25 protein-coding genes and 1 other annotated feature are annotated in these 24,489 nt (G+C 45.2%); all 25 genes read right to left on the reverse strand.

Annotated elements, in window-relative coordinates; all coding sequences use genetic code 11:
• Position 1: 1 nt before the first annotated feature.
• The 25 genes from lspA to M4I42_RS08030 all read right to left on the reverse strand — a co-directional run bounded on the left by lspA (position 2) and on the right by M4I42_RS08030 (position 24,427).
• Positions 2–466 carry a signal peptidase II gene (gene lspA, locus M4I42_RS07910; protein WP_268851664.1) on the reverse strand — a complete coding sequence of 155 codons (465 nt, stop codon included), beginning with the start codon at positions 464–466 and terminating at the stop codon, positions 2–4.
• A gap of 121 nt (positions 467–587) precedes the next feature.
• Complete coding sequence (gene ileS / locus M4I42_RS07915; RefSeq protein ID WP_268851665.1) at positions 588–3,362, reverse strand: isoleucine--tRNA ligase; 2,775 nt, start codon at positions 3,360–3,362, stop codon at positions 588–590.
• 49 nt (positions 3,363–3,411) lie between these two features.
• Positions 3,412–3,627: a binding site (T-box leader), on the reverse strand.
• Between the two features lie 61 nt (positions 3,628–3,688).
• A complete protein-coding gene (locus tag M4I42_RS07920) occupies positions 3,689–4,201 on the reverse strand; it encodes a DivIVA domain-containing protein (protein ID WP_268851666.1) in 513 nt (170 codons plus the stop codon).
• Between the two features lie 75 nt (positions 4,202–4,276).
• Positions 4,277–5,050 (reverse strand): YlmH family RNA-binding protein, encoded by a 774-nt coding sequence (locus M4I42_RS07925; RefSeq protein WP_268851695.1) that lies wholly within the window; start codon positions 5,048–5,050, stop codon positions 4,277–4,279.
• 49 nt (positions 5,051–5,099) lie between these two features.
• Positions 5,100–5,369 carry a YggT family protein gene (locus M4I42_RS07930; protein ID WP_268851667.1) on the reverse strand — a complete coding sequence of 90 codons (270 nt, stop codon included), beginning with the start codon at positions 5,367–5,369 and terminating at the stop codon, positions 5,100–5,102.
• A 3-nt stretch (positions 5,370–5,372) separates the two neighbouring features.
• The gene (locus M4I42_RS07935; RefSeq protein WP_268851668.1) at positions 5,373–5,804 is read right to left on the reverse strand and encodes a cell division protein SepF; all 432 of its coding nucleotides are present in this window, start codon (positions 5,802–5,804) and stop codon (positions 5,373–5,375) included.
• Positions 5,805–5,819: 15 nt separating this feature from the next.
• Positions 5,820–6,494 (reverse strand): YggS family pyridoxal phosphate-dependent enzyme, encoded by a 675-nt coding sequence (locus M4I42_RS07940; protein WP_268851669.1) that lies wholly within the window; start codon positions 6,492–6,494, stop codon positions 5,820–5,822.
• Between the two features lie 3 nt (positions 6,495–6,497).
• Complete coding sequence (gene pgeF / locus M4I42_RS07945) at positions 6,498–7,304, reverse strand: peptidoglycan editing factor PgeF (RefSeq protein ID WP_268851670.1); 807 nt, start codon at positions 7,302–7,304, stop codon at positions 6,498–6,500.
• A gap of 78 nt (positions 7,305–7,382) precedes the next feature.
• Positions 7,383–7,625: a YlmC/YmxH family sporulation protein gene (locus M4I42_RS07950; RefSeq protein ID WP_268851671.1), complete on the reverse strand. Its 243-nt coding sequence runs from the start codon at positions 7,623–7,625 to the stop codon at positions 7,383–7,385.
• Between the two features lie 97 nt (positions 7,626–7,722).
• Positions 7,723–8,502 carry an RNA polymerase sporulation sigma factor SigG gene (gene sigG / locus M4I42_RS07955; protein ID WP_268851672.1) on the reverse strand — a complete coding sequence of 260 codons (780 nt, stop codon included), beginning with the start codon at positions 8,500–8,502 and terminating at the stop codon, positions 7,723–7,725.
• A 65-nt stretch (positions 8,503–8,567) separates the two neighbouring features.
• Positions 8,568–9,287 carry an RNA polymerase sporulation sigma factor SigE gene (sigE, locus tag M4I42_RS07960; RefSeq protein ID WP_268851673.1) on the reverse strand — a complete coding sequence of 240 codons (720 nt, stop codon included), beginning with the start codon at positions 9,285–9,287 and terminating at the stop codon, positions 8,568–8,570.
• 51 nt (positions 9,288–9,338) lie between these two features.
• A complete protein-coding gene (spoIIGA, locus tag M4I42_RS07965; protein WP_268851674.1) occupies positions 9,339–10,265 on the reverse strand; it encodes a sigma-E processing peptidase SpoIIGA in 927 nt (308 codons plus the stop codon).
• A 453-nt stretch (positions 10,266–10,718) separates the two neighbouring features.
• A complete protein-coding gene (ftsZ, locus tag M4I42_RS07970; protein ID WP_268851675.1) occupies positions 10,719–11,852 on the reverse strand; it encodes a cell division protein FtsZ in 1,134 nt (377 codons plus the stop codon).
• A 27-nt stretch (positions 11,853–11,879) separates the two neighbouring features.
• On the reverse strand, positions 11,880–13,157 hold the full coding sequence (gene ftsA, locus M4I42_RS07975) for a cell division protein FtsA (RefSeq protein WP_268851676.1): 1,278 nt from the start codon (positions 13,155–13,157) through the stop codon (positions 11,880–11,882).
• A 105-nt stretch (positions 13,158–13,262) separates the two neighbouring features.
• The gene (locus tag M4I42_RS07980; RefSeq protein WP_268851677.1) at positions 13,263–13,616 is read right to left on the reverse strand and encodes a small basic family protein; all 354 of its coding nucleotides are present in this window, start codon (positions 13,614–13,616) and stop codon (positions 13,263–13,265) included.
• A gap of 1 nt (position 13,617) precedes the next feature.
• Positions 13,618–14,340 carry a DUF881 domain-containing protein gene (locus M4I42_RS07985; protein WP_268851678.1) on the reverse strand — a complete coding sequence of 241 codons (723 nt, stop codon included), beginning with the start codon at positions 14,338–14,340 and terminating at the stop codon, positions 13,618–13,620.
• A 24-nt stretch (positions 14,341–14,364) separates the two neighbouring features.
• Complete coding sequence (locus M4I42_RS07990; RefSeq protein ID WP_268851679.1) at positions 14,365–15,072, reverse strand: DUF881 domain-containing protein; 708 nt, start codon at positions 15,070–15,072, stop codon at positions 14,365–14,367.
• Positions 15,053–15,835, reverse strand: a complete 783-nt coding sequence (locus tag M4I42_RS07995) for a cell division protein FtsQ/DivIB (RefSeq protein WP_268851696.1) — start codon at positions 15,833–15,835, stop codon at positions 15,053–15,055. The genes M4I42_RS07990 and M4I42_RS07995 overlap by 20 nt, the downstream gene beginning before the upstream one ends.
• A gap of 124 nt (positions 15,836–15,959) precedes the next feature.
• Entirely contained in the window at positions 15,960–16,871 is a 912-nt protein-coding gene (murB, locus tag M4I42_RS08000; RefSeq protein ID WP_268851680.1) for a UDP-N-acetylmuramate dehydrogenase, read from the reverse strand.
• A 117-nt stretch (positions 16,872–16,988) separates the two neighbouring features.
• Complete coding sequence (spoVE, locus tag M4I42_RS08005; RefSeq protein ID WP_268851681.1) at positions 16,989–18,089, reverse strand: stage V sporulation protein E; 1,101 nt, start codon at positions 18,087–18,089, stop codon at positions 16,989–16,991.
• 37 nt (positions 18,090–18,126) lie between these two features.
• On the reverse strand, positions 18,127–19,482 hold the full coding sequence (murD, locus tag M4I42_RS08010) for a UDP-N-acetylmuramoyl-L-alanine--D-glutamate ligase (protein WP_268851682.1): 1,356 nt from the start codon (positions 19,480–19,482) through the stop codon (positions 18,127–18,129).
• Positions 19,483–20,457 carry a phospho-N-acetylmuramoyl-pentapeptide-transferase gene (gene mraY, locus M4I42_RS08015; RefSeq protein WP_268851683.1) on the reverse strand — a complete coding sequence of 325 codons (975 nt, stop codon included), beginning with the start codon at positions 20,455–20,457 and terminating at the stop codon, positions 19,483–19,485.
• Positions 20,451–20,915 (reverse strand): hypothetical protein, encoded by a 465-nt coding sequence (locus tag M4I42_RS08020; RefSeq protein WP_268851684.1) that lies wholly within the window; start codon positions 20,913–20,915, stop codon positions 20,451–20,453. The genes mraY and M4I42_RS08020 overlap by 7 nt, the downstream gene beginning before the upstream one ends.
• Entirely contained in the window at positions 20,909–22,381 is a 1,473-nt protein-coding gene (locus M4I42_RS08025; protein WP_268851685.1) for a UDP-N-acetylmuramoyl-L-alanyl-D-glutamate--2,6-diaminopimelate ligase, read from the reverse strand. Before M4I42_RS08025 ends, M4I42_RS08020 begins: the two co-directional genes overlap by 7 nt.
• Positions 22,382–22,486: 105 nt before the next feature.
• Positions 22,487–24,427, reverse strand: coding sequence for a stage V sporulation protein D (locus M4I42_RS08030; protein WP_268851686.1), 1,941 nt, complete (start codon positions 24,425–24,427; stop codon positions 22,487–22,489).
• Positions 24,428–24,489 lie beyond the last annotated feature (62 nt).

Raw genomic sequence — 24,489 nt, forward strand, 5'->3', positions numbered from 1 at the left:
ATTATGAATTCCCCTTTTCTTTCGCACCCATCACAAACGTTTGCAAAAATACGAGCGCCACACCAATAGATAAGGCGGAATCAGCGATATTAAAAATCGGGAAATCGTATGTAAAAATATACGTATGAATAAAATCGACGACTTCTTTTCGAACGAGCCGATCAATAAAATTCCCGATTGCTCCGCCAAGCATCAAGCCGAGCGCCACACCGAATAACCGTTCTTCGCGCGGCAAACGTTGAATATAAATGACTAAACCAATCACAACGACAACGGTAATCAAATAAAACAGCCAAAACTGCCCTTGCAAAATACCCCATGCCGCTCCACGATTGCGATGGGATGTAATATATAATATATTTGGAATAATTGTGATACTCTCACCAATTTTCATGTTTGTTGCAACTAGCCATTTTGTCAACTGATCAATCGCGATCACAATAAGCGCAATGAAATAATAAAGCACATGACTCCCTCCAACTCGACGTGTGTACTTATGAATTGTAACACAATGATAAAGGGGTAGACAACGATGACCGTTTCCCACGGAAAAATAAGCCCGCCTGTCACGAGGCGGGCTCTAGTATTTACGCGGTATAATGCTCTTTTACAATGTGCGCGCAGCGTGGGCATAACGTCGGGAACGATTCGTTTTGCCCAACGTCTGTTGTCACCACCCAGCAACGCTCACACGTTTCGCCATCTGCCTGACGAACGACAATGGCCATGCTCGCAAATTTTTGCGCTGTTTCCGGTGCAGCTTCATACGCTCCAGCGATTTCGAAACCGGATACGATAAAGAGCTGTTTCAAGCTTTCGTTGATCGAATCGAGAAGCTGTTTCGTTTCCGCCGTCGGATATACCGTCACATGCGCCGTTAACGATTTACCGATCACTTTTTCATTTCGCGCTACTTCCAGCGCTTTTAATACGTCATCGCGCACGTTCATAAACGCATCCCATTTTGCTAGCAACTCATCCGTTCCTTCAATTTCCAGCACTTCCGGCATATCGACAAGCTGAACGCTTTCTTCTTTCTCTTTTCGATTCGGAATATGTCCCCATACTTCATCGGCTGTATGCGGCAAAATTGGGGCAACGAGCTTCGTTAACGCCACAAGCGTTTCGTACAACACTGTCTGAATCGCGCGACGATCGTGATGGTCTGGCGCTTCAATGTAAAGAATGTCTTTCGCAAAATCTAAATAAAAAGCGCTCAAATCAACGGTGCAGAAATTATTCACCTCATGGTAAATCGCTGCAAAATCGTACGTTTCGTATGAACGTTTCACTTTGTCAATCAAGCGGTTTAATTTGACGAGCATATAGCGGTCGACTTCGCGCAACTCTGCTAACGGAATCGCGTTTGTTTCCGGATTAAAATCAAACAAGTTGCCGAGCAAGAAGCGAAACGTATTGCGAATTTTCCGATATACTTCTGCCACTTGCTTTAAAATACTATCAGAAATGCGCACATCCGCTTGGTAATCGACGGAAGCAACCCAAAGCCGCAAAATGTCGGCTCCTAATTGTTCCATCACCTTTGCCGGCACAACGACGTTTCCGAGCGATTTGCTCATCTTCCGTCCTTCGCCATCGAGAACGAAGCCATGGCTTAACACTTCTTTATACGGTGCTTTTCCAGTAACGGCAACAGCGGTCGAAAGCGATGAGTTAAACCAGCCGCGATATTGATCGGACCCTTCTAAATAAAGGTCAGCTGGACGCTGCAAATCGTCGCGCTCTACCAACACTGCTTGATGCGAAGAACCGGAGTCAAACCAAACGTCCATAATATCGGTTTCTTTCGTAAAGCGTCCGTTCGGGCTGCCCGGATGCGTAAAGCCTTCTGGCAATAAATCTTTCGCTTCCCGCTCAAACCAGACGTTCGAACCGTATTGTCTAAATAAGTTCGATACGTGTTCGATCGTTTCGTCCGTAATAATCGGCTCGCCGTTTTCCGCATAAAAGACCGGAATCGGGACACCCCATGCGCGTTGACGCGAAATACACCAATCCCCACGGTCGCGAACCATGTTGTATAAACGAGTTTCTCCCCAAGCTGGTACCCAGCTCGTTTCTTGCACTGCTTGCAATAACTCGTCACGAATTTTATCAATCGACGCAAACCACTGTGACGTCGCTCGGAAAATCGTCGGTTGCTTCGTGCGCCAATCGTGCGGATACGAGTGCGTAATAAAGCTTAGCTTTAACAATGCACCGACTTCGTTTAATTTTTCGGTAATCGCCTTGTTTGCCTCATCGTAAAAGAGACCGGCAAAGCCCGGCGCTTCTTCTGTCATATAGCCGCGCTCATCGACCGGACAAAGCACGCCTAAGCCGTATTTTTGTCCGACGATGAAGTCATCTTCCCCGTGCCCTGGCGCCGTATGAACGCAGCCGGTACCAGCATCCGTCGTGACATGTTCCCCACAAACGACGAGCGAATCGCGGTCATAAAACGGATGTTTCGCCACGACATACTCGAGTTCTTTTCCTTTCAACGTTTTGCGGACAACAGCACCTTCCCAACCAAGCTCTTCTGTCACCGACTCTAATAGCGCCGATGCCACCACATATTTTGCTTCGTCCACTTGAACGACGCTATATTCCAAGTCAGGATGGACCGCGATTCCTAAGTTTGCTGGAATCGTCCAAGGAGTCGTCGTCCAAATGACGATTTTTTCATCGCCGTCAAGCACACCTTTTCCGTCTTTCACCGGAAACGCTACATAGATAGACGGGGAACGTTTATCTTTATATTCAATCTCCGCTTCTGCCAACGCTGATTCGCTTGACGGAGACCAGTAGACAGGCTTCAATCCTTTATAAATCAAGCCCTTTTTCGCCATTTCGCCAAACACTTTAATTTGTTGCGCTTCATATTCCGGCTTTAACGTAATGTATGGATTGTTCCAATCCCCACGCACGCCAAGCCGCTTAAACTGCTGGCGCTGATTGTCAATTTGCTCATACGCGTACTCTTCGCAAAGTTTGCGGAATTCGGCCACGCTCATTTCTTTCCGGTTCACGCCTTTATTTTTCGTGAGCGCCGTTTCGATTGGCAGCCCGTGCGTATCCCATCCAGGGACATACGGTGCGCAGTAGCCACTCATCGATTTGTAGCGAACGATAAAGTCTTTCAAAATTTTATTGAGCGCATGGCCCATATGAATGTCACCGTTCGCATATGGCGGCCCATCGTGCAGAACAAACAAAGGCCGGCCTTTCGTGCGCTCCTGCACTTTTCGATAAATGTCCATCTCTTCCCACTTCGCTTGAATTTGCGGTTCGCGCTGTGGCAGATTTCCGCGCATCGGGAAATCCGTTTGTGGCATTAATAACGTGTCTTTGTAATCCATTCTTCATTCCTCCACTATTGATCAATATAAAAAACCGTTCTCTCCCAAAAAAAGGGACGAGAACGGTCTCGCGGTACCACCCTTATTGACTATACAAAATAGTCCTCTCTGCATTCGTAACGGGAATGACGCGCCATTGCCTACTTTTATTTCAGCATGGAACTCCGGGGTGATCTTCACTCCTTCGCTTATGCTAGGCTTCCACCGTCCCCAGCTCGCTATAATAAGCATATGAAAGAGCTACTGTCCCTTTCATCGTCCATTCATTATTCTTCATGTTCGATGCGTTTTTGTATTTTGATTATATGCGAAACGGACAAAATCCGTCAAGATTGGCTCATTTCTTCCTTTTCATCCAATTCAATTTCTTTTACTTCATATTCCATTAAATGATCCCAATCACCGTTATTTAACATTTCCAACTGCGCTTCTACAAGCATGCGGAAGCGCGTGCGGAACACTTTCGACTGCCGTTTAAGCTCTTCGATTTCAAGGGCGATTTTGCGCGATTTAGCAAGCGCCTCGCTAATGATGCGATCCGCATTTTTCTCTGCCTCTTTAATGATCAGTTTCGCTTCTTTTTGCGCATTTCGTTTCACTTCTTCCGCCGTTTCTTGCGCGATTAAAATCGATTTATTTAACGTTTCTTCAATGTTCGTAAAATAATTCAATCTTTCTGTCAATTCCGCGACTTTTTCTTCCAATTGTTTTTTCTCGCGGATGACCATCTCGTAATCTTTAATCACTTGGTCTAAAAATTCGTTCACTTCATCTTCATCGTAGCCGCGAAAGCCCTTGCTAAATTCTTTGTTATGAATATCTAATGGCGTTAAAGGCACAAATGCCACCTCCGTCTATATCTTTCCTTTTTACGTTTATTCGACAGATTTCTGCGAATTCCTACCACGATTCGATTATTTTTGCGTCCCCACTTGAATGCGAAAGCGATCTTTTTTTGTTTTTCCACCGATCGCCACAAGTTTCAACCGGCCAAGCCCCCTCGCGGAAATAGTATCGCCTTCTTTGCATTCTAAATGCGATTGCTCGACAATTTTCCAATTCACTTTCACAAGACCGTTTTCAATGAGTGTTTGAACGTGTTGTCTTGATGCGCCAAACGCTTGCGCTACTACCGCATCAAGCCGCAACGAAGAAACGGTAATCGTCGCTTCGTTCCATTGTTCTTCAAGAACGATCATATCCGTTAACGGCTTTTCTTCGAGCGAAATTTTCGTTTTTCCGACCGCTTGCAAATGTAGCCGAACATAATCCGCGACTTCTTTGGCGACGATCAATTGAACGTCATTTTCTTTGATTAACACGTCGCCAAACTTGCCGCGCTTTAACCCGAGCGACATCAATGAGCCGAGCACTTGCCGATGCGCAAGCGAAACAAATTTGCTCGGATAACGGACCGAAAAAAGCGCAATCATAAAATCTTCTTGTTCCGGCTGAAAGTAAGGCGGGTATAAAAGCGCCCGTTTTCGCTCGACAAAAGAAGCGCCGCCGAAGAAAGAAACGTTGACTTCTTCATCATGTCCGATAACAAGCCGAACGATTTCTTGCTCGCGCGGATCAAGAAAATCGGTAAGTCTAGGGCTGTATTGCGTTTGGACGCTTTCCCGCCATTCGAGCACTTGATCAATAAAATGATGTTCTTCTTTGCGAAAATGCTGATATATATTCATCTTCACACCTTGCCTTCTCACGAAGAAAGGAACCCTTCCTGTGGATTCCCTATACTAAGTGCAACATGCTAAACAATGCATGCAACCCTCGCGTTGCAAAATTGAGCACAAATAGTGCAGCAATCGGTGAAACGTCGATCATGCCGATTGGAGGAATGATGCGGCGAAACGGCTCTAAATACGGCTCACAAATCGCCGCTAACAGCTGGCCGATTTTCGTGCCGCGCGCATTCGGAAACCATGACATTAAAATGTAAACAATTAACGCATAGGAGTATATATCAATGAGCGTTGTTAAAAACGTAAGCAAACTATACATATATTACCACCTTTTCATCGATGTCTCATCTTCGGACACAGCGGAAATCGAGCCGGTTACATCCACATTGTCCGGAGTGCATAAGAAAATTCTCGTGCCAACTTGCTGAATGTCGCCGCCAATCGCATAAACGGTGCCGCTTAAAAAGTCGACGATGCGCTTTGCTTGATCGTGCTGAATGCGCTGCAAATTCACAACAACTGCACGCCGGTTTTTTAAATGGTCGGCAATCTCCTGTGCCTCCGCATAAGCTCTCGGTTCGATAAGCACCACTTTCGATGATTTTTGCACGCTTTGCAAGCTGACGACATTTTGTTTCGCAGCCCCTTTTCCTGACGGCTGCGGAGCTGGCTCTTCCTCTTCTACATACTCGTCCTCATACTCTTCATAGTCTTCCTCTAAAAAATAGTCTTTAAATTTTTTAATAAGTCCCATTTCGGACACCTCCTATCATTCCTCGCCAACGAGCGATGTTCCTAATCGGAGAAACGTTGCGCCTTCTTCAACCGCAATCACATAATCGTTCGACATTCCCATCGATAGCTCGGTGCACCGCACGTTCGCAATATGTAATGCTTGTACATGTTGCTGCAATTGTTTCAGCTGCCGAAAACATTGGCGAAGCAATTGCTCATCGTCCGTATACGGTGCCATTGTCATTAGTCCAACTACTTCAATTTTGGTGAAATCGCGCAGCTGTTCGACGAACGGAATGACTTCTTCTTTAGATAGCCCATGCTTCGTTTCTTCGCCTGACACGTTCACTTGCACAAAGCATTTTATTCGCTTCGTTGCTCGCTTCTCGATTTCACGCGCCAGCGACAGACGATCAAGTGAATGAATATAGTCGACTTTGTCGATAATGTTTTTCACTTTGCGCGACTGCAACGTCCCGATAAAATGCCATGTCGCTTCTCGTCCGATCGCTTCGTATTTTTGCAACAGTCCGTCATCACGGTTTTCCCCCAAATCGACAACTCCTGCAGCCAACGCTTCTTTTGCTCGTTCGACGCTGACGTATTTCGTTACGGCAATAATGCGCACGCTAGCAGGATCGCGGCCAGTGCGACGGCAGGCTGCTTCGATGTTATCACGAATGGTTGCTAAATTATCACGAACAGGCACGATTTATTCCTCCTTCCTGCCGATAAACGCCATCATTCTTCCAGTTCGACCGTTGTCGCGACGGTGCGAGAAAAATAAATTTGTTTCGCAGCTCGTGCAATAATGTGACACTTGAATGTGTTGCACCCCTTCTTTTATAAGTAATAGCCGATTTAGTTCTTTTAAATCAAGTGCATATTGTCCTACGCTCACTTCACGGAAAGGCAACACCTCACCTGTTCCGAGCACCTTTTGCGCAGCGTCTACCACTCGGTCATCGACAACGTAGCAACAAGAACCGATTGCCGGGCCAATCACGATGACAATCTCCTCAGGCGGGATGCCTTCCCGTTCATGCCAAAGCCGAACCATGTTGCCGGCAATGTTTTTTACAGTTCCCTTCCATCCGGCATGCGCAAGGCCGATCATGCCATGCTTTGGCGCGGCAAAATAAAGCGGCACGCAATCAGCAAAACATAATGCCAATAAAATCCCCGTTTCCTTCGTATACAATCCGTCCGTATCGGCAATGGCTGTTTCTAAACGTAACGCTCCTTTTCCAGCATCACGCACCGTTACTTTCTCGATACGAGAATCGTGCGTTTGCTCGCAACAAACCCATTTTTCCAGCGGAACCGACAGTTGCTCCGCTAATTTCCGGCGATTTCGCCCGACGAAAGATGTATCATCACCGACGTGCAAACCGAGATTAAACGACGCAAACGGCGGTTTGCTAAATCCGCCTTGTTTCGTTGTAAAGCCAGCGATGACATCGGGCCACTCGGTTAACATGAGCAACGCTTCACCAGCTGGTCGAAAAATTTCCGACATTTTCGTCATCCTCTTTGTAGATTTTTATCACTTTTTTTCCTATTTTATCACAGTTTGCTTACAGATGATAACCATTATTTATTCTTCCTCGTTCAAACGGACTAAAATGACATCTGTGCCAATTTTAACGATGTTGCGCCACGGAATCACTGTTTCTTCTTCCCTGCCAAACAGCCCCAGTACCTTCCCCGCTCCTAAAATAATAAGCGCTTCAATTTGCCCTGTTTGCAAATTGATATCAATGTCACCAATATTTCCTAATTTTTTTCCGTTCGCTACGTTAACAACATCTTTCGTTTGAAATTCAGAAATTTTAATCATGGCCCATCCTCCCGCTTTCATCATCGTTTATTTCACTATATGATATGTTTGCCATGACCTTTCCGAAAAAAAGAGCTGTCCGTGACAGAACAGCTCGTTACACTTGGATATTTTTATTCATTTGTCGAATAGCCGCTTTTTCTAAACGCGACACTTGCGCTTGCGAAATCCCAATTTCTTCTGCTACTTCCATTTGCGTTTTTCCTTGGAAAAATCGTTTGCGAATGATCATTTTTTCTCGTTCGTTTAAGCGGCGCAAGCCTTCTTTTAGCGCAATTTCTTCAATCCATTGGCTGTCGCGGTTTTTTTCATCGCTTAGCTGATCCATTACATAAATCGGATCGCTGCCATCGTTATAAATCGGTTCAAATAAAGAAACCGGATCTTGAATGGCATCAAGCGCAAACACGACTTCTTCATGTGGAACGCCGAGCACGTTCGCAATTTCTTCAGCAGTCGGCTCTTTCGCCGTTTCCCCCATTAATTTTTCACGCACTTGTAACGCTTTGTAAGCAATATCACGCAATGAACGTGACACACGGATTGGGTTGTTGTCGCGCAAATAGCGACGAATTTCGCCGATAATCATTGGTACAGCATACGTGGAAAATCTAACGTTCTGGCTTAAATCAAAATTATCAATCGATTTCATAAGTCCGATACAACCGACTTGAAACAAGTCATCGACAAATTCTCCGCGGTTATTGAAACGTTGAATGACGCTTAACACAAGGCGTAAGTTTCCGTTGACAAGCTTTTCCCTCGCTTCTAAATCTCCTTCATGCATTCGTTTGAACAGCTCACGCATTTCTTCGTTTTTCAATACCGGAAGCTTTGATGTATCTACGCCACAAATTTCTACTTTGTTTCTTGTCAAGTCTTTCCCTCCCATCAGGAGATGCTGTCAATGTTCAGTATCTCCTCAGGGAGGAAAAATATGCACTACATCATTTTATTAAACTCTTTGCGCAACCGCTTAATGATTCGCTTCTCTAGCCGCGATATATAGGATTGCGATATTCCGAGCAAATCAGCAACATCTTTTTGCGTTTTTTCTTCCCCACCGGAAAGGCCGAAGCGAAGCTCCATAATTTGTTTTTCGCGATCACTTAATTGCCGAAGCGCATTCAATAAAAGATGACGGTCGATATCGGCTTCCAAATCTTTTGTAATAACATCATCTTCTGTGCCAAGCACATCCGATAAAAGCAGTTCGTTTCCATCCCAGTCGATATTGAGCGGTTCGTCAAACGATACTTCCGAGCGCACTTTATTGTTGCGCCGCAAATACATTAATATTTCATTTTCAATACAGCGGGAAGCGTAAGTGGCTAATTTAATTTTTTTATCTGGGTTAAACGTGTTCACGGCTTTAATCAGCCCGATCGTGCCGATGCTAATTAAATCTTCAATATTAATGCCTGTATTTTCAAATTTTCGCGCGATATAGACAACGAGGCGCAAATTTCGTTCGATCAGCATGGAACGGGCCGTTTCATCGCCGGACGGAAGCTTTTGCAGCAATAACTCTTCTTCTTCTTTTGTCAGCGGCGGCGGCAATGCTTCGCTCCCGCCGATGTAATAAATTTCATCCGTTTTGATGCCAAGCTTCATTAACAGCTTATACCATAAATAAATGATGCGAAGTTTCCACGTCCTCATAAAAATCCCCCTTCTAATTTAACCGAAAAATGCGTATGATATAGTAAAAACTTATGAGGCGGTTAGCCGCTTTCCGGTCTGAATCATTTTCGGATGGATAATGCACTGGTACTCTCCGTCGGTTGATAAATCCGTTTCGTTCAACCCAACAAGCCCTTTTCTGACCTCGATCCACTGTGCTTCATAATGAATCATCATGCGATCTGGTTTGACCGCTAATAAAAATCGCTGGTTTTGGCCAACTGCCCGATAAGGGACAAAGCGCAATCGACTCGACCATGCTTCTAGCTGTTCATCATTAAGCCATGTAAAGTCGCCTGACTCGTTCGTATGTTCAAGTAATGCAGACGGCAATATGTCTTTCATTTCGCTTGCGCTTACAATCATGACGGGCGCTTTTGTCAACGGGTCATACAGCTGGTTGCCGCTGTCGATCAGCCCTTTTAACGATACAGACACTTCGTTGAACGTCAATACGACATTCACAATATGATTGAAACGCAGTTTTTTCTCACGAATCGTATCCATTCGTTTTCGTGAGAATAGCCACAACGCTGGAAATCCGATTAACACAAACAGCCAGCTGACCGGGTCGCCTGTTCCGAGCGAATACGTCGTAAGCATTCCGTTTGTGACTTGGATTTCGGTTTGCAGCAAGTAATGAACCGCGATCAACCCCCCTCCAACCATAAAAGTAGCAAGATAAAAAGTAAATAAGTTCTCGAAAAAGTAGCGAAACCGTTTAAACCCAAACGAAGCAAATACGATAAGCACGGAAAAAAACAGCTTCATGAACGGCTGTTGGACATATGGAGAAAATGATGTAAACATCAGCAATACAATGAGCGATCCGATGAAAGCGCCGATCGCCATCCTCCACCATACGACTTCCCGTTTTAATATAATGGCGGTCAGCCAGAGCAACAGCCCATCAAAGCAAATGTTCAACAGCCAAATGACATCTAAATAAACCGTCAAACTGATAGCCTCCCTTAGCCAAACAAAGCCAAGCAATTTCTGAAAATAGTATATAGTACATCTTATTGGAAAGTCTGTCAATTCATGACGGAGAAAAAACGAATTTTTTGTCTAAAAAAAACGAATAAAAAAAGGCATGAATCATAACGATTCATACCCCTTTATTTGAGGCAATCAGCCGCCCTCACTTTTCTTGTCTAGCTGCGAACAAACATCCTCCTCCGCTTTTACTTTCGCCTCTCGACGTGCAAGGCACGTCTTCGTCGAAAGCTTGCGCGTCCGTCGGATGTTTCCTTGGCTTGAGCAAAGGACCGTTCTCCACTTTTCGTTTTGTCTAGCTTCGGCTCCTAGATCTCTTGTGCCAAACAACCTTCCTCCGTCGAAGCAAAAAGCGCTTCTCGTCGGAAGAACGTTTGGCTTCGAGAGCTAACCAGTCGCCTCCGCTTTTCGTTATTACCGGCGGCGGTTACGATTGCGTAAGAAAGCTGGGATGTCTAACGGATCTTCTACTTGCGCCGAACGGAAGGAGTTATAATCTTGAACTGGCTCTTCCCTTTTTTCGCGTTTGACGCCAACATTTGGTTTCGATGCTGTGCCGATTCCGGAACGAAGCGGACGAGACGATTGTCCTTCGTTTTCGCTAAATCCAGTGGCAATGACCGTAACGATGATTTCGTCTTTTAAATTTTCGTTAATGACCGATCCAAAAATCATGTTCACGTCTTGGTCAGAAGCGGAAGCTACAATGTCGGCCGCTTCTTGTACTTCGTACAAGCTTAAATTCGTGCCGCCCGTAATGTTCATTAACACACCTTGCGCGCCGTCGATTGACGTTTCCAATAGTGGGCTTGAGATCGCTTTTTTCGCTGCTTCAGCAGCGCGGTTTTCACCGCTAGCAATCCCGATTCCCATTAATGCGGAACCTTTATTCGACATAATCGTTTTCACGTCAGCAAAATCAAGGTTAATTAGCCCTGGAACGGCAATTAAGTCAGAGATGCCTTGCACCCCTTGACGAAGCACGTTATCTGCTTCGCGGAACGCTTCAAGCATCGGCGTGTTTTTATCGACAATTTCTAAAAGACGATCGTTTGGAATGACAATTAACGTATCGACCGCTTCTTTCATCGCAGCAATTCCGTTAGCTGCCTGCATCGCCCGTTTCCGGCCTTCAAATGTAAACGGACGTGTAACGACACCAACTGTCAATGCGCCTAAATCGCGCGCGATTTGCGCAATGACTGGTGCCGCTCCTGTTCCTGTACCACCGCCCATTCCGGCCGTGACAAATACCATGTCTGCGCCTTTTAATGCTTCTTCGATTTGCTCTTTGCTTTCTTCTGCTGCTTTTTTCCCGACCTCAGGATTTGCCCCTGCTCCCAATCCGCGTGTCAATTTCGCACCAATTTGTAACTTGATTGGAGCTTTGGACAAATTCAAGGCTTGTGCATCGGTGTTGACTGCAATAAACTCTACACCTTGTACGCCATGTTCAATCATTCGATTTACAGCGTTATTTCCGCCGCCGCCAACACCGATGACTTTAATCGTTGCTAACTGATCAACTGTAGTGTCAAACTCCAACATGACAAAATCCTCCCAATAATTCGATCTCTATTCAAAGAAATAACCGAAAAATTTTTTAACTTTTTGTCCTAAATTATCTTCTTTTCCTTTTGGCTTAGTTTTAGCCGGCTGCTGTTTCACAGGTCGCTTTTCCGGCGCTTCGACCGTTGCTCCTACAGGAGTCCGCCGCCCTTGTAATTTCGCATGCCGGTAGGCAAACTTAATCAATCCAACTCCTGTCGTATATTGTGGGTCGCGAACGCCGATATAATCAGGGATCGCTACGCGGACACTGCTCCCTAACACCACTTGAGCTAATTCTAAAATACCCGGCATGTTAGCGACTCCACCGGCTAACACGTATCCGCCTGGCAAATCCCGAAATCCCAATTTACGAATTTCTTGATATACAAGTTGAAAAATTTCTTCAAGCCTTGCTTCAATAATATCAGCAAGTTCCAGTTGAGTAAACGGTTGATGTTGATCAGTACCGATGATTGGAACACTAAAAAATTCTTCTTCGGAAGCAAGGTCATAAAAAGCATGTCCATGTTTTAGCTTGATTTTTTCCGCATCTTCCGTCGATGTCCGCAAACCGATGGAAATATCTTTTGTAATATGATCGCCACCGACCGGAAGAACGGATGTTGCCTGCAAAAATCCTTGCTCAAACACAGCGACAGTAGTAGAGCCACCACCGATATCGACTAATGCGACCCCTAAATTTTTTTCATCTTTCGATAAAGCAAGCGAGCCTGCGGCAAGCGGTTGCAGACAAATGTCGCTAATCTCCAACCCCGCCCGCTCTACACAGCGAAGTAAATTATGTAAAACGGTTTTGGCTCCTGTAATCATCGTCCCTTCCATTTCCAAACGCACACCGAGCATGCCGCGCGGATCGTTAATGCCATCAAGACCATCGACGATAAACTGCCGCGGAATGACCCCGATAATTTCCCGGTCCGGCGGAATCGACACGACTTGGGCGGAATCGATGACGCGCGCGACATCTTCATCCGTAATCTCACGGTTTTCGCTAGAAACAGCGACGATGCCGTGACAATCTTGTAGCTGAATATGGTTTCCGTTCACACCAACAACGACGCGCTGGATCGTTAACCCGATCATTCGCTCCGCTTGGTCAATCGCGCGCTTAATCGATTGCACCGTTTCATCTATATCAACAATGGCTCCTTTTTTGAGCCCTTCGGATTTCACGTTACCAACGCCAATAATGTTTAATGACTCATTCAACATTTCCCCGATAATAACCTTAACACTGGATGTACCGATGTCAAGACTAACAACGATTTCATTGCTGTTCATTCTTTGGCACCCCCTTTAGCAAACTTCATCGACTCAGTCGAACAGCGACGAACAAGTTTTGTTTCATATATTCAACACACTAACAAGCATTCCCTTTTATTTAAATCAACTTTTTTGCCGCCTCTCCATCCATTTTGCTAGCCAAATCCGACGAATGACGGCGATATTTTGAAATAATCGAACCCCGAAGGCAAATACGGCTGCTAAATACAAGTCTACACCAAGATGCACACCGAGAAAAGCTAAACTTGCGGCTAAAATGATATTAAAAAAGAAACCAGTCAAAAAAACATTTTCGTCATACACATTTTGCAAATGAGCACGAATGCCGCCGATTAACGTATCTAGCGCCGCCAACACCGATATGGATAAATAGCTTGAGTATTCATCGGGAATGCGCCAATTTGTTAACAACCCTAGCGTGATACCGATGATGAGGCCGATCAACGGGAGCCACATATTATTCCCCCTCCTTTTCGGCTTCTACCGCTTCCATGTAACGAACATCATGCCATTGCCCATCGTATTTCGGGATTACAACCGTCGATATCGGATCAGAAACAGTAAGTTGCAAGTTCTCGATCACAAAATCATCGGAAATCGTCGATACTTTTAAGTGATTATGTAAAGTAGAAACGTCATTAGAAATTATTTTTACTTCGATTGGTAAGGAGGCAATTTTCACGTTTCCGACCTTCGTCACGCCGTTCACATCGCGAATAGCGGTTGTGTTAGTAATCCGTGCATTCGCAATGGCGATTTCTTTTGCCCCGTACATGTTTAGTTCGTTGATTAACCGCTTTAATAATTCAGGTGAAACTGTATGCGTAATTGGACCAACATAATTTTCCGGATAAAATGGCTCAATCGTCAATACAAGCCCTGGTCCTTTTATTTCTGTCAACCCGGCTTCTTCTTTTAACTCTGCGACCGTTTTTTGCAACATTGCTTCTTCGTCAATAGAACGGGTCTGTTCATAATTTGCGATTTGGTCGTCGTTGCGGCGAATTTCCAGCAAAAGCTGTTGCTGTAATTGCTGCTCACGCTTTAAATCTTGACGCAACTCCCAAATATCGCGCGTATCGCGTACAATCGGGTCTTTCGTCGACCGAAACTGGACAGCGAGCATAAACCCGATAATCGCGGCAATGAGCGTAAACTGGAAAATTTTTTTTCTTTCCAACGCGCTTCACCAAACTTTCCGTTTTTAATCATGATTCGTATGAAAAACTGGATCTAAAACAATTTCTTCTTTGCTCGCTATTTTCACGACGACATGGTCGTTGACTAACTGATCTTTCACCCCTCCGGCAATGTTGAGCGCCGAAGTTAGCACGTTTGGATCACCGATCGCAGAAATGACAAACGGAGCAGCATGCTGCACGCCGTCCACTTCGATCACCGGGCCGTTACACACAATATATGAACGATGAGAGATTCGCTGTCCATTGATCGCAATCGCTTCTGCTCCGGAAAGCAATAATTCATGGATCACTTTCAACACATGTTGCTCGTGAACGATGTAGTTGGTTGCATTTTGCTCGCTCGGGATATAGGACGCATCCGCTAGCGTCACTTCGATCCCTTTTCCTTTTACTTTCACTTTGCCGATGTACATGCGCAACTGTTCCGCCTCCTTCACTAAGCCAGTATACGCGTTTTGTTCGTTCGCTAACTCTTTTTCTATTTGATGTATCTGTTCTTGTTTTTTCAGCAATTGCTTCTTAAGCTTACTATTTTTCTCTTGTGCCTGAATGAGCAATTGCCGATATTCGTACTCCTTTTGCCATTGCCGATCCGTCACGTTCCGTTTTGCCGTTTGCTCTTTTGTATATTGATAGGAAAAGGAAAGCATAAACCCGAGCACAAGACAAACAAAGGAAAGGATGACATCATTACCTCGCACTTTTTTCATTGCCATCCTCCTTTTTTTCATCGTAAGCTTTAAAATAGTTGCTTACTTCTAAATGAACGACACCTTTTACGTTCGGGTTTAATTGTTTCACAATTTCTGGATACAACCGCATTTTTTCCGCGAAATTTTGCACGGTTGCGCTCACTTCAAACCCATCATTCATGTACACCGTTATATGGTATTGATCATATTTGGTCGGTGCATAATGAATTTCAGAAATAGCATTCAATATATAAGGAGGCAGTTGCGCTAATTGCGCGGCTATCTCTTGAATATCTTCACCTGCTTTCCAGTTCACTAAAATCGGCGCATCACTTAATGCCGTTTTTGGTTTGTTTTTCGTTAAAATTTTGCCGTTCTCTAAAATAGGGAAAAACGTTTGTTTATGCTCGATGTAAGCGACCCGTCGTCTCTCTTTTATGTATAGGACGATTGTATTTGGAAACTGTTTTTCTACCGTTACTTGTTTAATTTCTGGAAGGGACTCGAGCACCTGCTCTACCTGCACGGTTTTTACCCTCCAAAAGCTTGTTCGGTTTGTCAAACCGCTTGCTTGAATGATTTGCCTAGCTGAAACGTGCTGATTCCCTCTCACATCAATGTGCCGAACATTGCTTAACGGTGATTGAAAATAAATAATACATAAAATAAGCATAAAAAAGAAAACAATATAGGCTGTTAGCCGGCGATTCACTTTTTGTCTGCGCCGCTGTTTCAGCTTCGGAACACGTTCTTCGAGAACGACAACTTTTCCTTTTTTCAACTCGCTCACCGCTTTCTGACACTTACACACAATAAAACAAACGGCATTGTTTCATGCCGTTGCACGTTTGGAACAAGCCTATTTTTATTATAACACAATGTTGAAAAAGAAGGTGACCTAATTTTTAGGACTTTCGACCAATGATTTCTACTTCCGTTTCTAAATGAATGCCATATAATTGATGAATCGTTCGTTTGACATAGGAAATTAAATCTAAAACATCTTTAGCTTTGGCGTTTCCTGTATTTACGATGAAATTGGCATGTTGTTCGGAGATTTTGGCCCCGCCGATCGCATAACCTTTCAACCCAGCTTCTTCAATTAGTTTCCCAGCATAATTTGGCAGCGGATTACGGAAAATGCTCCCTGCGCACGGATAGTTCCACGGTTGCGTATCGCGTCGATAATCTTTATTTTTTTGCATCGCAGCAACAATCTCTTCGCGCTCTCCTTTTTTCAGTTGCAAAACCGCAGCGAGGCAGATCCCAGGGCGTTTCGTTTGCAAAACCGATGTCCGATAGGAAAACTCCATTTGTTCATTCGTCAGCCATTCAATTGTTCCGTCTGGAAATAAAATTTGTGCTTTTTTAACAATCCGTGACATATCTGAGCCGTGTGCACCGGCGTTCATATAGACAGCACCGCCCACTGAACCTGGAATGCCTCCAGCAAACTCGAGTCCCGATAACCCTTGTTTGCTAATCACTGTCACTAGTTTAATAAGGGGATAACCGCCGCCAACGGTTACTTCTTCCCCGTCAATCACTAATTCATCAAGCCCCTCGCCGATTTTAATGACCACTCCTTCGATGCCGTCATCCGATACGAGCAAGTTCGATCCGCGGCCGATTGCCCGCCAATTGACTTGATGTTTTCGCACGATGGCCATCACTTTTCGTAAACTTTCGCTACTGTCTGGTTCCACAAACACATCGGCAGGCCCGCCAATTTTAATGGTCGTATGATGAGCCAGCAGCTCATTTTCTTTGACTTTTCCAACCTTTGTTTCCACTAATTCTTTGACTAACGTCTGCACGAACAGTTCTCTCCTTTCTTGCTGTTTTCTAACATCATATGTGTTTTTTCCGTCGGTGTCGCTAACACGTAAACAAAACGAGAGGGGCTGGCCTCTGAAAGATCCGTCCCCTTTTCTTTAATATCGCGCATGCTTGCTTATGTTTAACAGAACACCAATGGCCATGAGCATGAGCGTTAACGACGAACCACCATAGCTTAAAAACGGCAACGTAATTCCCGTTACCGGCATCAGCCCGGTGACGACGCCAATATTAATCATCACTTGGATCGCAATCATCGCAATGATTCCGACAGCTAAAAAACTACCATATAAATCTGGGGCGCCAAACGCGATACGGATTCCCCGCCAAAGCAGCAAGCTAAACAATAATAAGACGAGCGAACCGCCGATAAACCCGAGCTCTTCTGCTAAAATCGCAAAAATAAAATCAGTTTGCGGCTCAGGCAAGTAAAAAAATTTTTGCCTGCTTTGTCCCAATCCTAAACCGAGCAATCCCCCTGGCCCGATCGCATAGAGCGATTGAATAATTTGAAAGCCGCTGCCGAGCGGATCTTCCCACGGATTTAAAAAAGACGTAATTCGTTTGATGCGATACGGAGCGGATAGAACGAGCGCCGCAAAACCAGCCAAGCCAATCATTCCTAGCCCGATAAAATGGCTAATGCGGGCACCAGCGACAAAAATCATCGCAATACAAGTGCCGACCATCACCGTTCCCGTTCCTAAATCAGGCTGCAACATGATCATGCCAAAAGCAGCGAACACGAGCGCTAATGAAGGAAGCAGCCCTTGTTTAAACGACGTAATCTTTTTTTGCTGTTCCGATAAATATTTCGCCAAAAAAGCGATCATCGCTAATTTCATAAATTCCGACGGTTGGATCGAAAACGCGCCGACACCGATCCAACTTCGTGACCCGTTGCGCACCATCCCGATTCCAGGAATGAGCACAAGAACGAGGAGGACGAAACAAATAATTAGCAACACTTTCGCCCAGTCGCGCCATACCCAGTAGTCGACATTCATAATGAAAAACATCGCAATGATGCCGACACCAGCAAATAATAACTGCCGTTTCGCGAAGAAAAATGAGTCATGGAACTTATATTCCGCCCACACCGCGCTGGCGCTATAAACCATGATGAGCCCGATCGCAAGAAGCAAGAACGTAAGAAAAATTAGCAAAAAATCAGGCGCAGACTTTTTTTGCGGCAATGCCCAACACCTCAGCTTTATGAACGGTTTGTCCTTCTTATTTCAGCATATGCACCGCGTTGACAAAAATGTCCCCTCTTTGCTCAAAAGTTTTATATTGATCCCAACTCGCACAGGCCGGCGACAATAAAATAATATCGCTTGGATCTGATAGTTCGTAAGCAACAGGTACGGCTTTTTCCACATTATCGACATGATAAACCGTTTCTATTCCTGCTTCTTTCGCGACCCTTTCTAGCTTCGGTGCTGTTTGGCCAAATAAAACGACGGCTTTTACATGACGCAAATAAGGGATGAGGTCGTCGAATTCATTGCCGCGATCCAATCCGCCTGCTAAAAGAATGATCGGCTGACCAGCAAACGCCGCTAACGCTTTTTGCGTTGCTAGTATATTCGTTGCTTTTGAGTCATTAAAAAATTTTCTTCCGTTCACCGTTCCTACATACTGAAGGCGATGTTTCACGCCGGTAAACGATGTCAATACGCGGACAATCGCCTCATTCTCCACCCCAACTAGCTTTGCGGCTGACACAGCTGCCAAAATGTTTTCAAGGTTATGCTTGCCTGGCAGTGCGATATCGGATATGTGAATGACTTTTTCGTCGTTCCAATAAAGGACGCCGTCTTTTAAATAGGCACCGCATTCTAACGGCTTTGTTGTCGAAAACCATATTTTCGTAGCGTTAGACAAATTAGCAAGTGTTCTCACCCATTCGTCGTCCGCATTCACTACCGCGTAGTCGCTTTCGGTTTGATTTTTAAATAAATTCCCTTTCGCTTGCGCATATGCTTCTTTCGTTCCGTGGTAATCCAAATGTGCATCAAACAAGTTTAATAACACGGCGATATGTGGACGAAACGTCTGAATCCCCATCAGTTGAAAGGAAGAGAGTTCGGTCACCACCCAATTGTCCGCAGCAGCTGTTTGTGCCACTTCACAAGCAACCGTTCCGATATTGCCGGCGATAAGCGGTTTCTTTTCGGCTTCCTTTAACATTTCGTAAATCAAAGTAGTCGTTGTCGTTTTGCCGTTCGAACCGGTAATACCGATAAACGGTGCTTCACAAATTTCGTAGGCGAGCTCTACTTCCGTCACGATCGGTAGTCCTTTTTCCATCGCTTTCGCAATAATCGGAGTGGAATACGGGATCCCTGGATTTTTGACGAGTAAATCGAACGGTTCATCCAGCAGTTCGAGCGGATGTCCGCCGCAAATCACGCGAATCCCCATTTGTTCTAATTGTTGGGCTGCTTCATTTTCTTCATACGGTTTTTGGTCATTCACCGTTACGGTTGCTCCAAGTTCGTAAAGCAAACGGGCTGCGGCCAACCCGCTTTTCGCTAAACCAACGACGAATACACGTTTTCCTTGATATGTTGTTATATGTTTCAATTACATCCACACCTCAATATAGATTCCGAGTATCGCAAACAATAAGCCAACCGCCCAAAAAGTGACGACGACACGCCACTCCGACCAGCCGATTAATTCGTAATGGTGGTGTAACGGACTCATGCGAAATACTCGTTTTCCTGTTGTTTTAAATGAAATGACTTGAATAATAACCGATAATGTTTCGATGACAAACACTCCGCCGATAATGGCGAGCAATAATTCTAGCTTCGTCAACATGGCCACAGTCGCAATCGCTCCCCCTAGCGCTAGAGAACCGGTGTCTCCCATAAACACTTTCGCTGGATGAGCGTTAAAGACGAGGAAGCCGAGCACCGCTCCGACAACGGCAACGCTAAAAATCGCCACATCGTATTGTTGTTGATTCCATGCCAATACCGCGTAAGCACCAAACGCGATAGCCGCTGTCCCAGATAACAGACCGTCAAGACCATCCGTTAAATTAACGGCGTTCGAGCCACCAACAAGCATAAACACCATAAGAAAAAGATAGCCCCAGCCTAAATCAAATGATATATGTGTTCCCGGGATATGTAACACGGTCGAAAAATGTTGCTGTTGATAAATGGTATAAAAAATCACTGCGATGATGAGTTGTCCCACTAGCTTCTGTTTGCTCGTCAAACCAAGGTTCCGTTTCATCACCACTTTAATAAAGTCATCGACAAAACCAAGCAAACCATAGCCGACTGTCACAAATAAAAGCAAATACGTTTCAACCGTTAAATGCGCAAATTTTTTCGTGATCAATAAGGTGGTGATCACAATCGAAAGTAAAATCATGATCCCCCCCATCGTCGGGGTCCCCGATTTTTTTTGATGTGACTTCGGCCCTTCTTCCCGGATGCTCTGACCAAATTTTAATCTCCGTAAAAACGGAATGAAAAGAGGCGATAATACTACCGTAATCAAAAACGCTGTCACAATCGAGATCAGTATTACTTGTTCTACCATGATGGTTCACTTCCTTCTTTCCTTTGAACACTGAACCATTTTTGCTCCAGTTGCTGCAGCTCGTTCATTAACGCTATATCATATGTGTGGTTCTCCGCGATACGATGCGGAACATCGATTGTCAAGTAAAATTTGGTCATTGTATCATTCTCCACTCTATTGCTTTCCATATACGTTTGCAAGATTGCCTTTAACGCTTCAAACGGCGAAGACACAAAAAAGACCGGCAATGGATTCGGAACATAGCGTGGCAACTCCGTCTGTTCCGGCCAAAGCGTAGCAATTGCCCCGTGCTCAATGGCTAATTTCAGTTCTGTTTTTCCATCCGCTAGTGGGACGAACAATCCTTTTTCCACTTGCTGATAAGGATGGACGAAAACAGAATGAAACACCATCTCGTCATCTGCCACTCCGCGGGCAGACGGAAACAGCTTTCTCACCATTTGATACGTTAACATGATGCGTTCCGCTCCTTCATCGCTTCACGGGCAACGAGCCGGTCGTCAAAGTGCAGCACTTGCTCGCCAATGATTTGGTACGTTTCATGCCCTTTTCCAGCGATTAAAATGACGTCGCCTTCCTGCGCCTGCTGAATCGCATAGCGAATCGCCTCTTTGCGATCGACAATCGAAATATACAATTCCCCCTCGACCCCACTTTCCATATCTTTCAAAATCGCTTCCGGCCGTTCGGAACGAGGGTTATCCGATGTGAAAATCGCAACATCAGCATAACGAACAGCGATTTGCGCCATTAACGGACGCTTCGTGCGATCGCGGTCTCCGCCGCAGCCGACGACGACATACACTTTGCGCTTTGCAAATTGGCGAATCGTTTTCAGCACATTTTCTAAGCTATCGGGTGTGTGCGCATAGTCAACGATTACTGTAAAGTTTTGCCCTTCATCCACCGTTTCAAACCGGCCAGGAACACCCGCTATTTCCTCGACCGCTTCGACGATTGACGAAAGTGCCACGCCTGATACGAGGCAAGCAGCCGTTGCCGCCAATATATTATACACGTTAAAACGGCCAATCAGCTTCGTTTGAATTCGGACGGTTTCCGCTGGTGTGACTAACGTAAACGCCATCCCGCTCGGCGTTATGTCGATGTCCTTCGCCATAATGTCGCTTTCGGTTTCGATTCCATATGTGATCACCGTTGCTGCTGTCATCCGTTTATATTGCGCGGAAGCAGGATCGTCGTTGTTGAGCACGGCAAATTTCGGCCGCTGATGGTCAAACCGGTTCCCGAGCTGGGCAAATAGCAACCCTTTCGCTAACCGGTACTCCTCCATTGTTTGGTGATAATCTAAATGATCTTGCGTTAAATTCGTAAATACCGCAACATCATAGTCACAACCGTGAACGCGCCCCATATCGAGCGCATGGGACGATACTTCCATAATTGCCACATCCACATGCGCGTCAACCATTTGCTTAAACGTTTTTTGAAGCACAAGCGATTCTGGTGTTGTATTTTGTACATCGTACGCTTCATCGCCAATTTTTATGTGGATCGTGCCAATTAAGCCGGTTTTCCTTTGGACTTTGCGAAAAATTTGATCGATGATATGGGTCGTCGTTGTTTTTCCGTTCGTTCCTGTCACCCCGATTAAGTGTAGCTGATGTGTCGGCTGTCCGTAAAACGCATCGGCTAGTACCGCCATCGCTCGTTTGCTGTCGCGGACGATGATCACGGGAACCGGAACTTCGATATGTCGTTCTGCGACAACCGCTACCGCCCCGTTCACAACAGCCTGCTGTGCAAAATCATGCCCGTCAACCGTAAATCCTTTTACGCAAATAAATAACGCTCCTTCTGTTACTTTTCGCGAATCCATTTCAATGGATGTAATCGTCGGATTTTCTCCACTGTATGTAGTAAAATCGTGTAAACAAGAAAGCAATGTTTGTAACTTCATTGTGTTCATCCCTCTCGTGTAAGTTCTCTTTAACAGAGAAGCAATTCCTACAAAAATGGAAAAGAAGGGGTCAACATCCCCCTTATCGATACATTGCGCATTTGATTAACGGAGACTGGTTGCTCCGCTCGATTTTGGTCCTAAGAAAATGCGAATCGTTGATCCTTCTTTCACTTTCACTCCTGCTTTCGGCGCTTGGTCGATGATAACTTCGCCGTCTCCACTAACATCTAATTTTAAGTTAAAAAACTGCTCTTGCAAGTCTTTTTTTGTTAAACCTTCTAAATTCGGAACTTCCACCATTTTTGGATCATTCCATGCGCGTTCTTTTTCAAGTTGTCCGTTGCGCGGTTTTACCCCGAGCGCGTGTAAGCTATCTTCCATAATTTTCCCAACGATTGGTGCCGCCACCACTCCACCAAATTGTACCGTTCCTTTCGGATGATCGACCGCCACATAGACGACTAATTTCGGATCGTCTGCCGGCGCAAACCCAATAAACGACACGATATAATTATCTTTTAAGTAGCGCCCGCCTTGCGCTTTTTGCGCCGTTCCTGTTTTCCCCCCGACACGGTACCCTTCCACAAACGCGCCTTTTCCAGTTCCTTGTGCCACTACGCTCTCTAGCGCAAACCTGACTTGTTTCGACGTTTCCTCGGAAATAACGCGTCGCTTTGCTTTCGGTGTATTGCGGCTGATCACTTCCCCGGTTTCAGGGTCAACCCATTCTTTTGCGATATACGGCGTATATAATATGCCACCATTAATCGCTGCCGCCACAGCTGCAACTTGTTGAATCGGGGTGACGGAAACGCCTTGGCCGAAAGCGGTCGTGGCCAACTCTACCGGTCCGACGCGCTTCGTATCGAATAAAATTCCCGTTCCTTCTCCTTGCAAATCAATTCCGGTTTTTTCGCCAAACCCGAACGATTTAATATAATGAAACAGCTTTTCTTTTCCAAGCCGTTCCCCTAATTCGACAAACCCAGGGTTGCATGAGTTTTGCACGACTTCTAAAAACGTTTCGCTTCCGTGTCCGCCCTTTTTCCAACAGCGCAATGTCGCACCTGCTACTTTGACGTACCCAGGATCATAAAAATGATCTTTTAATAAATTGACTTTTTTCTCTTCGAGCGCAGCCGCCAACGTAATAATTTTAAACGTCGATCCCGGTTCGTACGTGCTCCATACCGGTAAATTGCGGTTGTAAATTTCCGCCGGAACATTGCGATAATTAGCCGGATCGAACGTCGGACGGCTCGACATCGCTAGAACTTCGCCGGTATTCGGATCCATTGCAATCGCAATGATCCCGTCCGGATTGTATGTCGCTTCAGCAATATCTAGTTCGCGTTCTACTATCGTTTGAATGCGCGAATCGATCGTTAATTTTAAGTTCAATCCGTCCGTTGGCGGCGTATAATGGTCAGCCATGTTCGGCATCCGATTTCCTTTCGCGTCCGAATAAAACTCAACCGAGCCTTTTTGGCCTTTCAGCTCTTTATCATAATATAACTCTAGCCCGGTCAGCCCTTGATTATCAATTCCAGCGAACCCAAGAACGTGAGATAAATAGCTGCCAAACGGATAGTAGCGCTTCGTATCTTCTGCGATATATACTCCTTTTAAATCGAGAGCACGAATTTCTTTCGCTTTTTCATTAGAAATTTTTCGTCCTTCCGGAATGCGCACAATCAACGTTCGTTTCGTAATATACTTGTACACTTCTTCCACAGACATATTTAACACGTTCGCCAACTTTTCCGCTGTATCGGCTGGGTTTTGGATTTGTCGTGGCACGACATACACAGTCGGAGCGCTCATATTCGTTGCTAGCGGAACGCCGTTTCGATCTAAAATTTCTCCCCGCTTCGGCTCAAACGGAATGTTACGACTCCATGAATCTTTTGCTTTTTGTGCGAGCATATCGCCAAGAATTAGTTGTACATACCCTAAACGAATATCGATAATCGCAAAAATAAGCACTCCTATCAATAATACGATGGCAAGCCGCTTGCGCACCGTGACGTTAGAAACGCGCATATTAGTAGAACCTCCCTTGTAATAGGCTCGTTCCACTATATGCTTGTACTCGCTTTTATAGA

This window comes from Anoxybacillus sp. J5B_2022 (assembly GCF_026847645.1).
Classification (GTDB): domain Bacteria; phylum Bacillota; class Bacilli; order Bacillales; family Anoxybacillaceae; genus Anoxybacteroides.

Coding starts and splice junctions, on each gene's coding strand:
- ileS (WP_268851665.1), bottom strand. CDS start 3,362: ATGGATTACAAAGACACGTTATTAATGCCACAAACGGATTTCCCGATG.
- M4I42_RS07925 (WP_268851695.1), bottom strand. CDS start 5,050: ATGAATATATATCAGCATTTTCGCAAAGAAGAACATCATTTTATTGAT.
- M4I42_RS07930 (WP_268851667.1), bottom strand. CDS start 5,369: ATGTATAGTTTGCTTACGTTTTTAACAACGCTCATTGATATATACTCC.
- M4I42_RS07935 (WP_268851668.1), bottom strand. CDS start 5,804: ATGGGACTTATTAAAAAATTTAAAGACTATTTTTTAGAGGAAGACTAT.
- pgeF (WP_268851670.1), bottom strand. CDS start 7,304: ATGTCGGAAATTTTTCGACCAGCTGGTGAAGCGTTGCTCATGTTAACC.
- M4I42_RS07950 (WP_268851671.1), bottom strand. CDS start 7,625: ATGATTAAAATTTCTGAATTTCAAACGAAAGATGTTGTTAACGTAGCG.
- sigE (WP_268851673.1), bottom strand. CDS start 9,287: ATGAGGACGTGGAAACTTCGCATCATTTATTTATGGTATAAGCTGTTA.
- ftsZ (WP_268851675.1), bottom strand. CDS start 11,852: ATGTTGGAGTTTGACACTACAGTTGATCAGTTAGCAACGATTAAAGTC.
- ftsA (WP_268851676.1), bottom strand. CDS start 13,157: ATGAACAGCAATGAAATCGTTGTTAGTCTTGACATCGGTACATCCAGT.
- M4I42_RS07980 (WP_268851677.1), bottom strand. CDS start 13,616: ATGTGGCTCCCGTTGATCGGCCTCATCATCGGTATCACGCTAGGGTTG.
- M4I42_RS07990 (WP_268851679.1), bottom strand. CDS start 15,072: ATGAAAAAAGTGCGAGGTAATGATGTCATCCTTTCCTTTGTTTGTCTT.
- mraY (WP_268851683.1), bottom strand. CDS start 20,457: ATGGTAGAACAAGTAATACTGATCTCGATTGTGACAGCGTTTTTGATT.
- M4I42_RS08020 (WP_268851684.1), bottom strand. CDS start 20,915: ATGTTAACGTATCAAATGGTGAGAAAGCTGTTTCCGTCTGCCCGCGGA.
- M4I42_RS08025 (WP_268851685.1), bottom strand. CDS start 22,381: ATGAAGTTACAAACATTGCTTTCTTGTTTACACGATTTTACTACATAC.
- M4I42_RS08030 (WP_268851686.1), bottom strand. CDS start 24,427: ATGCGCGTTTCTAACGTCACGGTGCGCAAGCGGCTTGCCATCGTATTA.